This is a genomic window from Acuticoccus sp., assembly GCF_965213555.1.
GTDB lineage: Bacteria > Pseudomonadota > Alphaproteobacteria > Rhizobiales > Amorphaceae > Acuticoccus.
Genome location: NZ_OZ243890.1, coordinates 1,057,080 through 1,070,558, shown reverse-complemented (window position 1 = coordinate 1,070,558; position 13,479 = coordinate 1,057,080). Strand labels below are relative to the sequence as shown.

12 protein-coding genes and 1 pseudogene are annotated in these 13,479 nt (G+C 70.1%); 5 read left to right on the top strand and 8 right to left on the bottom strand.

Annotated elements, in window-relative coordinates:
- The first annotated feature begins 161 nt into the window (after positions 1-161).
- Entirely contained in the window at positions 162-380 is a 219-nt protein-coding gene (locus ACOOE8_RS05230; RefSeq protein ID WP_420393792.1) for a DUF1127 domain-containing protein, read from the top strand.
- Between the two features lie 5 nt (positions 381-385).
- Here ACOOE8_RS05230 and ACOOE8_RS05225 read toward each other — a convergent pair whose 3' ends face one another.
- The 3 genes from ACOOE8_RS05225 to ispG are packed head-to-tail and all read right to left on the bottom strand — an operon-like array spanning position 386 to position 2,346.
- Positions 386-751, bottom strand: coding sequence for a YkvA family protein (locus tag ACOOE8_RS05225; RefSeq protein WP_420393791.1), 366 nt, complete (start codon positions 749-751; stop codon positions 386-388).
- Complete coding sequence (locus ACOOE8_RS05220; RefSeq protein ID WP_420393790.1) at positions 748-1,050, bottom strand: 4a-hydroxytetrahydrobiopterin dehydratase; 303 nt, start codon at positions 1,048-1,050, stop codon at positions 748-750. The genes ACOOE8_RS05225 and ACOOE8_RS05220 overlap by 4 nt, the downstream gene beginning before the upstream one ends.
- Positions 1,051-1,095: 45 nt before the next feature.
- A complete protein-coding gene (gene ispG / locus ACOOE8_RS05215; protein WP_420393789.1) occupies positions 1,096-2,346 on the bottom strand; it encodes a flavodoxin-dependent (E)-4-hydroxy-3-methylbut-2-enyl-diphosphate synthase in 1,251 nt (416 codons plus the stop codon).
- A gap of 142 nt (positions 2,347-2,488) precedes the next feature.
- Here ispG and ACOOE8_RS05210 point away from each other — a divergent pair, with 142 nt between their 5' ends.
- The 4 genes from ACOOE8_RS05210 to ACOOE8_RS05195 all read left to right on the top strand — a co-directional run bounded on the left by ACOOE8_RS05210 (position 2,489) and on the right by ACOOE8_RS05195 (position 7,088).
- Positions 2,489-3,262 carry a 3-hydroxybutyrate dehydrogenase gene (locus ACOOE8_RS05210; RefSeq protein WP_420393788.1) on the top strand — a complete coding sequence of 258 codons (774 nt, stop codon included), beginning with the start codon at positions 2,489-2,491 and terminating at the stop codon, positions 3,260-3,262.
- A 10-nt stretch (positions 3,263-3,272) separates the two neighbouring features.
- The gene (locus ACOOE8_RS05205; protein ID WP_420393787.1) at positions 3,273-4,190 is read left to right on the top strand and encodes an endonuclease/exonuclease/phosphatase family protein; all 918 of its coding nucleotides are present in this window, start codon (positions 3,273-3,275) and stop codon (positions 4,188-4,190) included.
- The gene (locus ACOOE8_RS05200; RefSeq protein WP_420393786.1) at positions 4,187-5,197 is read left to right on the top strand and encodes a patatin-like phospholipase family protein; all 1,011 of its coding nucleotides are present in this window, start codon (positions 4,187-4,189) and stop codon (positions 5,195-5,197) included. The genes ACOOE8_RS05205 and ACOOE8_RS05200 overlap by 4 nt, the downstream gene beginning before the upstream one ends.
- Before the next feature lie 85 nt (positions 5,198-5,282).
- Positions 5,283-7,088: a monovalent cation:proton antiporter-2 (CPA2) family protein gene (locus ACOOE8_RS05195; RefSeq protein ID WP_420393785.1), complete on the top strand. Its 1,806-nt coding sequence runs from the start codon at positions 5,283-5,285 to the stop codon at positions 7,086-7,088.
- Positions 7,089-7,482: 394 nt separating this feature from the next.
- On the opposite strand, the gene ACOOE8_RS05190 is transcribed toward ACOOE8_RS05195, so the two are convergent.
- The 5 genes and pseudogenes from ACOOE8_RS05190 to ACOOE8_RS05170 all read right to left on the bottom strand — a co-directional run bounded on the left by ACOOE8_RS05190 (position 7,483) and on the right by ACOOE8_RS05170 (position 13,478).
- Complete coding sequence (locus tag ACOOE8_RS05190) at positions 7,483-7,791, bottom strand: hypothetical protein (protein WP_420393784.1); 309 nt, start codon at positions 7,789-7,791, stop codon at positions 7,483-7,485.
- A 913-nt stretch (positions 7,792-8,704) separates the two neighbouring features.
- Positions 8,705-9,007: a hypothetical protein gene (locus ACOOE8_RS05185; protein WP_420393783.1), complete on the bottom strand. Its 303-nt coding sequence runs from the start codon at positions 9,005-9,007 to the stop codon at positions 8,705-8,707.
- Positions 9,008-9,286: 279 nt separating this feature from the next.
- Positions 9,287-9,517 carry a leucine zipper domain-containing protein gene (locus ACOOE8_RS05180; protein ID WP_420394631.1) on the bottom strand — a complete coding sequence of 77 codons (231 nt, stop codon included), beginning with the start codon at positions 9,515-9,517 and terminating at the stop codon, positions 9,287-9,289.
- Positions 9,518-10,319: 802 nt separating this feature from the next.
- Positions 10,320-11,280 (bottom strand): annotated as a pseudogene (locus ACOOE8_RS05175) (IS630 family transposase).
- Positions 11,281-12,149: 869 nt separating this feature from the next.
- Positions 12,150-13,478: an HlyD family type I secretion periplasmic adaptor subunit gene (locus ACOOE8_RS05170; RefSeq protein ID WP_420393782.1), complete on the bottom strand. Its 1,329-nt coding sequence runs from the start codon at positions 13,476-13,478 to the stop codon at positions 12,150-12,152.
- Between the last annotated feature and the right edge of the window lies 1 nt (position 13,479).

The following is a 13,479-nucleotide window of genomic DNA, read 5'->3' as shown; positions in this document are numbered from 1 at the left end:
GTGCTCGACGATCGCGACAAAGCTGCGGAGGGAAGACAAGTCGAGGACACGGCTCACGATCAATTCCCGTGATTTTCACCATCAGAACGTTTCGTTTTGATTATGCTCGGACACACCGCAAATCAAGGGGGCGGACGATGCCGGTGAACAGGAGGGGAGCCATGGAACACGTTCTTGCACGCACAACGGTCCCATCGTCGATCGGGTGGAGGCGTGCGCTGTCCACCGTGCAGGTGTGGCTTGCCGTGTGGTCGGAGCGCCGCTCACTCGAGCGGCTCGACCCTCGCCTGCTCGACGACATCGGGCTGACGCCCGACGACGCTCGCCGTGAGTGCGCCCGGCGCCCGTGGGACACGCCCGCGGCGCGCTCACGGGACTGACCGCTTCAGTCCGCGAGGGCTTCGTCCGCGCGCTCGCGGTGCCGGTCGGTGATGTGGGCGGCGACGAGCGTGATGGCGCCGAGCAACACGGTCACGTCGTCGCCGAAGCCGATGGCAAGGATGAAGTCCGGCACGGCGTCGAGCGGCGTCACGAAGTAGAGCAGGGCGCCGAGGAGCGTGGCGCGCACCCTGAGCGGCACAGCGGGGTCGAGCGCGCAGTAGTACGCGGCGGCGAGCTCGCGCGAGAACGGGATGTGCCGCGCCGCCTTCCTCAGCGTGGGCCAGAACCGGCTGCGGACCTTCGCCTCGTCCTCGGACGTCGGCTCGGGACCCAGGATCTCGCCCGTGCGCACGTTGTCCTGCCCACTCATCGTGCTGCTCCCTCTGCCGCCTCGTCGATGGACCTTGCGAGCGCCACGTCGCGGTCGGTGAGGCCGCCAGCGTCGTGGGTGGTGAGGCGGATGGTGACGCGGTTGTAGACGTTCGACCAGTCCGGGTGGTGATCCATGCGTTCGGCGGCGAGCGCGACGCGCGTCATGAACGCGAACGCCGCGCCGAAGTCAGCAAACCGCAGCGAGCGCTGGATGGCGCGGCCATCCTCGACGAGCGTCCAGCCCGTCAGCTTGGCGAGCCGCGCCCGGGCGACGTCGGTGGTGAGCGTCTCGATCATCGCGATCGACGCGGTCCGGCGCCACAAGGCCGGCCGCAGCGTGCCTCAGGTCCCCGCACCGTACCGCTCGGCGACGTAGCGCTCGACGACGGCCTTGAACTCGCCGGCGATGTTCGCGCCGCGCAGGGTCATCGCCTTCTCGCCGTCGATGAACACCGGTGCCGACGGCTGCTCGCCGGTGCCTGGCAGGGAGATGCCGATGTCGGCATGCTTGGATTCACCCGGCCCGTTCACGATGCAGCCCATGACGGCGACCTTCATCGCCTCCACGCCCGGGTAGCTCGCCTTCCACGCCGGCATCCTGTCGCCGATGTGGCCCTGGATCTCCTTGGCGAGCTCCTGGAACACCGTCGAGGTCGTCCGCCCGCAGCCGGGGCAGGCGGAGACGACGGGAAGGAACGCGCGGAAGCCCATGGTCTGCAGGAGCTCCTGCGCGACCTTCACCTCGAGTGTGCGATCGCCGCCGGGCTCCGGCGTCAGCGAGATGCGGATCGTGTCGCCGATCCCCTCCTGCAGGAGGATGCCGAGCGCGGCGGCGGACGCCACGATGCCCTTCGAGCCCATCCCCGCCTCGGTGAGGCCGAGGTGGAGCGCGAAGTCGCAGCGCGCCGACAGGTCGCGATAGACCGCGATGAGCTCCTGCACGTCCGACACCTTGGCGGAGATGAGGATGCGGTCGGCGGGCAGGCCGAGCTCCACCGCGCGCTCCGCCGAGGAGATCCCCGAGCGCACCATCGCCTCGCGGGTGACGGCGGCGGCGGTGATCGGCGCGTCGGAGCGGGCGTTCTCGTCCATCAAGTGGGTGAGGAGCTCCTCGTCGAGGGAGCCCCAGTTGACGCCGATGCGCACCGGCTTGTCGTAGCGGCACGCCATCTCGATGATCGCGGCGAACTGCGTGTCGCGCTTCTGGCGAAAGCCGACGTTGCCGGGGTTGATCCGGTACTTGGCGAGCGCCTCGGCGCACGCCGGATGGTCGGCGAGGAGCTTGTGGCCGATGTAGTGGAAGTCGCCGACGAGGGGCACGGTGACGCCGCGCGCGGCGAGGGCGTCGCGCACCTTCGGAACGGCCGCCGCCGAGGCATCGCGGTCCACCGTGATGCGCACGAGCTCGGAGCCCGCGGCGGCGAGCGCTGCGACCTGCTCCACGGTGGCGGCGACGTCGGCGGTGTCGGTGTTCGTCATGGACTGGACGACGATGGGCGCGCCACCCCCCACCGTCACGCCGCCGACGTCCACCGGGACCGTGCGCCGCCGAGGCTGCGGCCCGCTCGTCGTGATGCGTGCTGGCGCGTTCATCGCGATCCCCGTCCCTGGTGCAGCCTGCCGCATATACCGGCGCCCTGCCTTGCGGACAACGCCGTGCGCGCTTGTGCGCTGCAGCAAAGCCGTCCATTCAGGCGTCGTCGCGGCTGGGACCAACGCCGGAGGGAGCCTCGTCATGCAGGGGAAGTGCGCCGTCATCACCGGGTCCACCTCCGGGATCGGCCTCGCTTACGCCAAGGCCCTCGCGGCCGAGGGCGTGAACCTGATGATCAACGGGTTCGGCGAGCCGGACGCCATCGAGGCGGAGCGCTCCGCGCTCGAGGCGCGGGGCGTGCGCGCGCTCTACTCGCCCGCCGACATGACGAAGCCCGCCGAGATCGCGGACATGATCGCGACGGCCAGGCGTGAGCTCGGTGCGGTGGACGTCCTCATCAACAACGCCGGCATCCAGCACGTGGCCCCGGTCGAGGAGTTCCCGGACGAGGCGTGGGACGCGGTGATCGCGATCAACCTCACCAGCGCCTTCCACGCGGTGAAGCATGCCGTCCCTCTCATGCGCGAGGCCGGCTGGGGCCGCATCATCAACACCGCGTCCGCCCACGCGTTGGTCGCCTCGCCCGGCAAGGTCGCCTACGTCGCTGCCAAGCACGGCATCGCCGGCCTCACCAAGACCGTCGCGCTGGAGACCGCCGAAGACAACGTCACGGTGAACGCGATCTGCCCGGGCTACGTGTGGACGCCCCTCGTAGAGAAGCAGATCCCGGACACCGCACGCACCCGGGGCATCACCGAGGACGAGGTGAAGCGCGACGTCCTCCTCGCCGCGCAGCCGACCAAGAAGTTCGTCACCGTGGAGGAGGTCGCCTCCCTGGCGCTCTACCTGTGCAGCGACCGCGCGGCCTCGATCACGGGCGCGGTGATCTCCATGGACGGGGGATGGACCGCCTGACGGCCCCGCGATGGAGACGCTCCTCGCTGCTGCAGCCCTCGCGCTGGCCGGAGCCGTCGCGGTCGGCTTCCTCGGCGACCTTCACCCGGCGTTCGACAGCGTGGCGCACTTCCGCGCCCACCTCGCCGCGCTCGCGCTGCTCGCCGCGCTTCCGCTGCTCCTCACCCCACGCACCCGGCTTGCCGGAACGATGGCGGCGGCGGTCGCGCTCCTGGGAGCGTGGACGGTGATGCCCTACGTCCTTCCCCTTCAGGGCACGCCGCTCGCTGCGGAGCGCACGCTGTCGCTGCTGCAGATGAACGTGCTCGCGCGCTCCGAGAAGACGGCGGCGATGCGCACCGTGCTGGCCCACGACCCCGACTTCGTAACGCTGCAGGAGGTGATCGACCGCGACCTCCCGCCCGAGGTGATCGAGCGCTACCCCCACCGCGTCGTGTGCATCACGACCGGCGGGATGGGGCTCCTGTCGAGGCACCCCTTCGCCGGCGAGCCAAGCTGTGTGGAGGGGATCGGCTTCGTCCTCGCTCGCGTGCGGGTCGAGGGGCGCACGCTCACCGTTGCCTCGCAGCACCTGCGGTGGCCATGGCCGTTCGCCCAGCACCGCGACATCGACGCGCTCGCTCCGACGCTCCGAGCCATCGAGGCCCCGGCGATCATCGCGGGCGACTTCAACGCCGCGCCGTGGAGCGCCAGCGTCCGCCGCTACGCGACGCTCGCCGGCCTCAACGTGACGCCCGGGATCGGCGGCACGTGGCCAGGCGCCTACGGCGGCGACGCCACGCCTAGGCTCGGTGTGGCCATCGACCACGTGTTGACGGCGGGCGTCACCGTGACGGACGCGCGGACCCTCGCACCGACGGCGTCCGATCACCTGCCCGTCCTCGTGCGGTTTCAGCCACAACGCGATCGAGCGGGAGACGCGCAATGAACCGCAAGACGATCAACCTCGCGCTCCAGGGCGGTGGCGCGCACGGGGCCTTCACGTGGGGGGTCATCACCGCGCTCCTTTCGAGCGACCGCGTCTCGATCCGCGGCATCACCGGCACGTCCGCCGGGGCGATGAACGCGGCGGTGCTCGCCTCGGGCTACATGGCCGGCGGCGAGGCCGGCGCCATCGAGCGGCTCGAGGCGTTTTGGCGCGACGTGTCGGACGCCGCACGCTACTCCCCGTTCCAGCGCACGTTGCTCGACCGCGCGTTCGGCAACTGGAGCCTCGACGCCTCGCCCACCTACCTCGCCTACGACCTCGCCTCGCGCTTCATCTCGCCGGCGTTCTCCAACCCCCTCGACATCAACCCCCTGCGGCCCATCGTCGAGGCCTACGTGGACTTCGAGGCGATCGGGCGATGCGAGGACATCTGCGTGTTCGTCGCGGCCACGAACGTGTGGACCGGCAAGGCACGCATCTTCGGCGCCGGCGAGCTCACCGTGGATGCGATCCTCGCCTCGGCGTGCGTGCCCGAGCTCTTCTCCCCGGTCTTCATCGACGGCGTGCCCTACTGGGACGGCGGCTTCATGGGCAACCCGCCGCTCTATCCGCTGTTCTACAACACCGACGTGCCCGACACCGTGATCGTCCAGATCAACCCCATCGAGCGCCGGCGGACGCCGGTGACGGCGCGCGAGATCGTCAACCGGGTCAACGAGATCACGTTCAACTCCTCGCTCCTCAAGGAGCTGCGCGCGGTGCGCTTCGTCACCCGGCTGATCGAGGACGGCAAGCTCGACCGGGACGAGTACATGCGCGTCAGGATGCACAGGATCGCCAGCGACGAGCTCTTGCCGCTGTCCGCCTCCTCCAAGCTGAACGGCGAGTGGGCGTTCCTGCGCCACCTCCACGGGATCGGCGAGCGGGCCGCGACCCTGTGGCTCGACGCGCACTACGACGACATCGGAGAGCGCGACACCATCGACCTCGGCTCCGAGATCGCCTGACAGGGCGCGCACGCTTCGGTTGGGGCTTGGGCGCAGGCCAAGCGGCGGGTTAGTGTGATCGCCTCCAGCACGGGATGGTCGGCCCATGAGCGGTGAGCACACGCCCGCGTACCTCAGCGTCCTTGCCTTCCTCGGCGCGGCGGTCCTGTTCGTGCCGATCTTCAAGCGCCTCGGGCTAGGCGGGGTGCTCGGCTACCTGTTCGCAGGCATGCTGCTCGGCCCCTCGCTCATCGGCGTCGTGCGTCGTCCCGAGGCGATCCTCGAGTTCTCCGAGCTTGGTGTCGTCTTCCTCCTGTTCCTCATCGGGCTCGAGCTGAAGCCCCAGCGCCTGTGGTCCATGCGGCGCGACATCTTCGGCCTCGGCGCGCTGCAGATCGTGGTGTGCGCGGCGCTCATCGCCACCTACCCGCTGTTCGTCATCGGCGCCAACTGGCAGACCTCGCTCGTCGCGGGCTTCGGCCTCGCGCTGTCGTCCACCGCGCTCGTCATGCAGATCATCGACGAGCGTGGTGCCATGCGCATGGCCTACGGGCAGAAGTCCTTCGCGATCCTCCTGATGCAGGACATCGCCATCGTCCCGCTGCTCCTCGTCGTCGCGCTGCTCGCTCCCGGACAGGCCATGGAGGGGGAGGAGGTCGCGGTCAGCGTCGTGTCGGCGTTGACCGCGCTCGGCGGCATCATCCTCGTCGGGCACTACCTGTTGTCGCCGATGTTCCGCGTGCTGTCCCGGTTCGGAGGCACGGAGATCATGACGGCGGCCGCGCTCCTCGTGGTGCTCGCCGCCGCGACCGCCATGATGTCGGTGGGGCTCTCCATGGCCATGGGCGCGTTCCTCGCCGGCGTCCTCCTCGCCGAGAGCAACTACCGGCACGAGCTCGAGGCCGACATCGAGCCGTTCCGCGGGCTCCTCCTCGGCCTGTTCTTCATCTCCGTCGGGATGAGCATCGAACTCGAGGTCGTCATCAACAATTGGCGCACCATCCTCGGCGGCCTGGCTGTGATGGTGATCTTCAAGGCGCTCGTCGTTTACACGCTGCTGCGCCTGTTCGGCAGCGATCACTTCACGGCCACGAAGGCAGGGCTCCTCCTGTCGCAGGGTGGCGAGTTCGGCTTCGTGCTCTACACCGCGGCCGAGCGGGGCGGCATGATCTCCCCCGACGATGCGAGCCTCCTCATCGCGCTCGTCACCCTCTCGATGGTCACGACGCCGTTCCTCATCCGCTTCCTGCCACGGCTCCTCGTCCGGCCGCGGCCCAAGCCCACCCTCGACGAGGACTACTCGGATGCCGACGGCGACGTCCTCGTCATCGGCTTCGGCCGCTTCGGGCAGCTCGCGTCGCAGATGCTGCTCGCCGGGGGCTACCGCCTGATCATCCTCGACAACGACGCCGAGCGCGTCACCGAGGCGCGACGCTTCGGCAGTCGCGTTTACTACGGCGAGGGCACGCGGCTCGACGTCCTGCGCTCGGTGGGCGCGGACCGCTGCCGCCTGATCGCGGTGTGCACATCGCCGGGGGAGCGCGTCACCGAGATCGTCGACCTGGTGAGGAGCCAGTTCCCTGAGGCGAAGGTGTTCGCGCGAGCGTTCGACCGGCGGCACGCCCTCATCCTGTTCGACCGCGGCGTGGACTACCAGCGGCGCGAGATGCTGGATTCCGCCATCCGCTTCGGGCGCGACGCGCTGGTGGCCCTCGGGGTGGAGCCGAGCCGGGCGTCCGAGACCGAGGAAACGGTCCGCCGGCAGGACAGCGAGCGGCTCGAGTTCCAACGCCTGGAGGGGCTCGTCGAGGGGCACCGCAAGTGGGAACAGGTGACGCCCGAGCCGTTCACCCGGCGCTCGGACGACGAGGACCGCAGGGCCGAGCCCTCGACGCGCGAGGCCGCGGAGTAGGCGGCGGCGTTGGTCGGGCCCCGGCTTGGGGTCGCTGGGCCGGAGGCCGGTGGCACCGTCACACCAGGTGGCACCGCGGAGGCATCCCACCGGCCGAGCCGGCGCACCGGGCGGTCCGCGACGTCGTGGTGTCGGCGCGGTTCTTGGAGCATCGTGGGGCTTCTCGGGCCCAGACATGAAGCCTTCGCTCGCTTTGTTGAGCCCGGTCTTCTTGGGGTTGGGCGGTTCCCCTGAACCCCAAACTGCGCGAGCGGCTTGCCGGACACGTGCGGTTCGTGGGCGCGCTGCGGATCGCGAGTGGCGCAGCAGTGCGGGCGATGCGAGCGGAGCGGTTGCACGACGGCCGGTCCGGCCGTGTCGTGTCGTGCCGTGCCGTGCCGTGCCGTGACTTGGATCAAGGCGCCGTCACCGCCGGTCCGGCGAGGCGTCGGAGGGTGTCGGCGGCCGCCATCATCCTGAAGGCGGTGTCGACCTCGGCGAGGCCGAGGACCCCTGCCTTGGCGAAGCCTGCCTGCGCCTCGATCCGGCCGAACACCTCCTCGAACCGTTTGCGACGGCGCCGGCTCGCCGCATCGCTCGCATGGGCGCACAGCGTCCTGCCGTCGAGGACGGTGCGGCGGACCCGGCCCCGCTTGCCGACCGCGCCGTTGATCGCGTCACCTTGCCTCGTCTGAACGTGCCGACGAACGCCGCCACGTCGCACGCGTGGTCCGCGCCGAGGGTGGTGCGGCGCCGCTGATGGTGATGGCGGTCGAAGAGCGTGAGCGTCGCCTCCGCCCCTCCGGGCCCGTCGTGCGGGCCGCCGGCGCGCCCACCGCCAGGCCGAGCTGGTTCCTTATGGGGACATGGCCCACGAAGGCGAGCCGACCCTCGCGGGCGTCGCCCTTGCGGTGGAGCCGGGCGTCGGGGTCGGTGGCGGACGCATGGGTCACGTCGGAGCGCGTCCCGCCGCGCAAGTCCGCCCCGGATCGTGGGAGACGGTGGTCGGATGCCGGACGCGTCGTCGAGCCCGAGCCCGAGCCCGAGCCCGAGCCCGACGATGCAGCGGAACAAGAGGGGCGAAGTCGACCGGCTCCACGGGCTGGCGCTGCGAGCGCACCGAGCCGCGTCGCCCGGAGCCGCATCTCCGGCGGGATCGACGCGCGGCCCATTGGCGAAGGGAGCGCCGCGACCCTTGGATCGAGCTTGTCCGGCGCCGCATCGCAAGGCGCGCGGATCCCGCGCGGAGGGCGGTCCTGCGGCCCCCGCCCCTCGAGCCGCACGGACGAGACCATCCCTCCGACCCGTCCCGCGACCCGCGCGCTGCCGATCACCCCCGCTCTCCCCCGACGAGGGGATCGCAATCCGGCGGCGGTCTCCGCGGACGTCTTCAGCAGCGTGCTAGGGTAGCCCGTCGTCGCGCCCGGCACACGATGCGAGGCGCCGAGGCATCCCACGGTGCGGCAGTTTGAACCCGGAGCGCCTCCCAAGTCCCGTCGCGCTGGAGCTTGCGGCAGATGGTGCGGACGGTCGACCGTGGCGGGAGGTTCTCGCGAGCAACGGTCGGCTTGCTCCAACATGGCGGCACACCGCGTGCGATCGAAGAAGGTCCCTCCGATCTACGGTCCGTCGACGCCTTAGCGGCACTCGTAGTGCAGCCGGGCCGTCGCCGTGACCTCGCTCATCAGCGGCTCGCCGGCGTAGCGGCAGCCGAGAAGCTCGAGGCCCTGCGCGTTGCCTGCCTCGAGCGGTGCCACCGACGTGCCGGACGGACACGCCGCTTCGGCGGCAATCGTCAGCTCGTCCAGCAGCACTGACAGTGCCGTATTGCACGAGCCTCTTGCAAGGTTGACCGTCTTGTCGATGGTCTCGGCCGTCGCTGCCCCAGCCACTAGGACGGCGGCGAGGAAGACCGTAGTAGTCGACGTCGTTCGGATCATGGTGCCCCCGTGTGGTCGGCTCTGGGTGTCGTTTCCAAGAAGGGTGTTCAGCCTGAACCAAGGTGTTTGGTCGGCAAGGGCCGAGTGAGGTCGCGCGGTGTCGGACGTGGCCGGGAACGGCTGCATGGCCCGGGTCCGCCTGCCGACGAGGTGGAGCCGTTGGCATGGGCCCACTCGCGGAGCGACGTCCGGATGAAGCGTTCGGCCTTGCCGTTGGTGCGCGGCGTGTAGGGCCGCGTGCGGATTGGCTTGAACCTCGATGGGCGGAACCGTCGTCGGTCATGCCGCGCTCCACCGCGACGCGTGAGGAAGACCAACGAGCGCGTGAGGAAGGCGATGGGCACGAGCCGAGCTCCTGTCTCGCAGCATCCGCTCGCCCTCCGCCCGGTGCCGGGCCAGCTGCTTGTAGGCGGCGCGGGCCGAGATGCCGGCCGCTTCGGCCGCTTCGGCAACGCGCCAGCCGCCCTGGCGCACGGGGCGCACGGAAGGGACCCGACCATGATGGGTCATGCGGGCATCCTCGTCCACGTTCATCCGCGTCTCTCGGTCGGGACTCGTGTGCGTGGCAACCGCGGCCCCGCATCCTGGGCCGGATGAACAACCTATGTAGGTGCCACCCCCCGGTCCTCCAACGCACTCGGCACGGCCCGGTTCGACGACGGCGCGCGAAGGCCGCAGCCGTGTCGATGGCGGGCACCGCAGGGGCGCAGGCCAGCCGGCTCGAACGGCGCTCGACGACGGCCGGTTCGGTCCGCGTGCGCCGCCCCGCCTGACGAGGTGGCGAGCGTCGCCGCCACCCATCGCTCCGAAGGCGCTGATCCCCATCGCGTGGGGATGCCGGCGCGGACGTTGCCGGAGCGGTGCCTCAGCCCAGGCGGAGGCGCGAGGGTCTTGGGACACGACCCTTCGGCCGATGCTGCGACCATCAACGCGTCGCGGGCGAGGTGCACGATCCATGGGTTGAGGGCTGCTCCGCCATGCGCTTGCTCGACCGCTCGAGCTGCTGGCGTGGGACGCTGGGTGCCGCGGCGGAGTCCGCGTCGCACGCTGGATCGACGGACGAGGCGAGGGTTTGGCAGCCGCGGCCCCCGTCTGACTAGCGCCGCCACGTGCGAAGCCTCGGTACCCCGGTCGCACGAGGGCCTTGACGAACGATGTGGATCTCGGTCATGCGAGCATGAAGGTCGAAGGGTCCGAGGATGGGGATCGTGGCGCTCCCGTGGAGAACCCGGCCGATAGCGCATCCTTCCATTCCGGCGAGAAGAGTGCACCATCAAAACCCGGGATCAAACAACCCTAGAGCCTGCCTCTCTCAGTTTGGCGCATATCCGGCGGCGTTGAGGTAGTTTCGCGCATGGTGCGGGGTCACGTGGTCGATGACCTCGCCGATCCGATCCCATAGGCCGGGGACGGTGCGCTCTGCGGCTCGCCTGAGGTTCGCTTTGATTTGCGAGAAGGCGTTCTCGACCGGGTTGAAGCCGGGACCGTAGGGCGGAAGGAAGCGCAGCTTGGCCCCCGCGGCCTCGATCAGGTCGCGGACCCTGCAGCTTTTGTGGCTGCCCAGTTGTCCATGACGACGATGTCGCCAGGCGTCATGACGGGCACCAGCACCTGTTCCACATGGGCCTCGAACCAGACGCCATTGATGGCGCGGTCCAGAACCATCGGGGCCACGATGCCCTTCAGCGAAGGCCCAGCCACTAGGGTCGTCGTCTTCCAATGACCATGAGGAAGCGCCATGCCCAGCCGCTCGCCCCGCGGCGCCCGGCCATGGGTCAGGGCCATCTTCGTGCTCGTCGAGGTCTCGTCGATGAAGATCAGCCGCTCCGGATCGATGTCGAGCTGGGCGTCGAACCAGGCCTGTCGGCGCCTCAGGATGTCGGGTCGATCCTGTTGCGCTGCGTGGCCGGTCTTTTTTTGCGCGTCATCCGGTGCCGATGGAGGAAGCGCCCCAGGCGCCCCAGCGCCGCCGCCGACACCGACCGGCCGCGCCGGGCGAGCTCGGCCCTCAACTCACGCAACGTGATGTCGGCCTCGGCATCGAGAACGGCGAAGATCGCCTCGCGATGGGCTCGACTGCGGTGGGACCAGCCGCTTGGGTGCGAATGACCCGTTCCGCACCATGCACGATGCCAGCGGATCGCACTCGAGCCGCCGGCATCGAACCGCGCTGCTGCCTGGCGACAGGACAGACCATCTTCAATGGCTTGGACGACCCGATGACGAAGGCAGCATCGCGAACCATATTCGCGCCGCTCAGGGAATCCTCCCAACGAGTTACACCGACAGAGACACGCTCTAGACGAACCGGCTTCATTGCGCATCCATGACCTTGGCCCAACCAGCTTCCCTCAGGGTGGCCCTCGGTCTTCCGGCGGTCGCTCGCAGCAAACCAGGCTCGACGAGGTTGCTGACGAGGCGGTGGACGACGGCTTAGAGCGGTCTGGGGTTGGGTAAAACCACCCGACCCAAGAAGACCGCTCTCATTCAATGAACTGGAGCTTTGCGGCTTTGAGAAGACCCTGGATGCTCTGGCGACGGCCGAGAGCAGCACCGCTGATTGCCGATGAGGCGACAGACGTTGGGCGGCAGGCCCTCGAAGGTTAGCACCGCTGATCGAGGTCACCCGCGCGACCGGCGGCGGCTGCCGTCGGCCGAGAACAGTGACGCTGGCCGCCGAAGTTGCCGACGAGGCCTTGGATCCCCACCGCAGGACTGGAGGCTAGGCGGACGTGACAGGAGCCGCTGCCGCCTTGGACCGGTACGAGCCAAGCCTCCCGGCGCCGCCACGGAGCCGCTCGGTCGCCGGCGACAGCGGCACGAGGAGCCTTGGGGCAAGGCCCGGCCGGTCCCGGAAGGGCGGACCTCGATCGGCCTGACCAGGGACACGGGCGCGTTGTCATCCCTAGAGCGGTCTGCGAGCGGTCCCGAAGGTGCGGAGGGCCTTGTGGGCGGCGAACCGTTCCCTCCTTCGATGGTCGGTGGACGACGCGCGATGGGCATGAGCCACGGCGTTCCGGGATAGTGCGAGGCCAGCGGAGCCGCCCGGTGCCCGGCCGACGCCGAGGCGGCGGAGAGCCGGGTCCGTCAGCCTCCGCGGAGGGGGGAGCCTCGGCCCCGCGCCGCATCCGCGCGGAGGCCGTCAGGTCTCGCGCCAGGCCCGGCGGATCTGCTCGGTGAGCGGGCGCACGAGGTAGGCGACGACGGTCTGCCCACCCGTGGAGATGTAGACCTCCGCAGGCATGCCGGGGAGCAGCGCCAATCCCTCGGGCAGGCGGTCGATCTCGCTCTCGTCCAGCGCCACGCGCACCACGTAGTAGGTCAGGCCGGCGCGCTCGTCTCGGCTCGCCTCGGCGGACACGAAGGTGACGTTGCCGTGGAGCTGCGGCGCCGTCTTCTGGTCGAACGCGGAGAGCACGACCGACGCCTGCTGCCCGATGGCCACCTGGTCCACGTCCGTGGGTGCGATGCGGGCCTCGATGACGAGCTGGTCGGCCATCGGGACGACCTGCATGATGGTCTCCGCCGGCTGGACGACGCCGCCCACCGTGTGGACCGCGAGCTCGAACACCGTGCCGTCCGCCGGCGAGCGGATGTCCATCCGCTTCAACTGGAAGTCGGCCGCGGCGCGACGCTCCTTAAGGTTGGCGAGCTCGGGCTCGATCTCGGTGACCTCGGCGAACGTCTTCTCCAGCCGGTCGGTGGTGAGCTGGAGCACCTCGAGCTCGGTCTCGTTGATGCGCCCGCGCGCCATGGCGATCTGCGAGGACAGCTCGCCGCGCTCGCCCTCGAGGCGCGTGCGGTTGCGCCGCAGGTTGACGATCTTGTCGCGCGTGGTGCGGCCGCGGTCGAACAGCCCAGTGAGGACCTCGAGCTCCTCGTCGATGAGGGCGATCTCCTCCTCCTTGGCGAGGCGCTGGGCGGTGAGGCCCTCGATCTGCTGCTCGAGCTGCTTGGTGCGCTCCTTCAGCCGGTCCACCTGGCCAGCGATGGTCGCCTTGCGCGCCTCGAACACCTTGCGCTCCGACCCCAGGGCCCGCATCACGAGCGGGTCGTCCAGCCGATCCTGGAGCTCTGGCGGCGGGGCGATCGCGTCGGCGTCGTCGCGCTCGGCCTGCAGGCGGGCGAGGCGGGCCTCGAGCGCCACGATCTGCCCGTCGAGCAGCGCCCGGTTGGCGGCGACGAGCGTCTCGTCGAGCCGCAGCAGGAGGTCGCCTGCGGACACGGCCTGCCCGTCCTCGACCATGATCTCGCCGACGATGCCGCCGTCGGGGTGCTGCACCTGCTTGACGTTGGAGGCGACGACGACGGTGCCGCTCGCGATCACCGCGGACGACAGCTTGGCCGTCGCCGCCCACCCGCCGAAGCCGAACACGAGGGCGCAGCACGCGATGGTGCCGGCCATGACGTAGGTGCGGATGGAGGCGGAGAACCGGCGCGGCTCGGGCGGCGGAAGGGAGGGCTGGGCCATG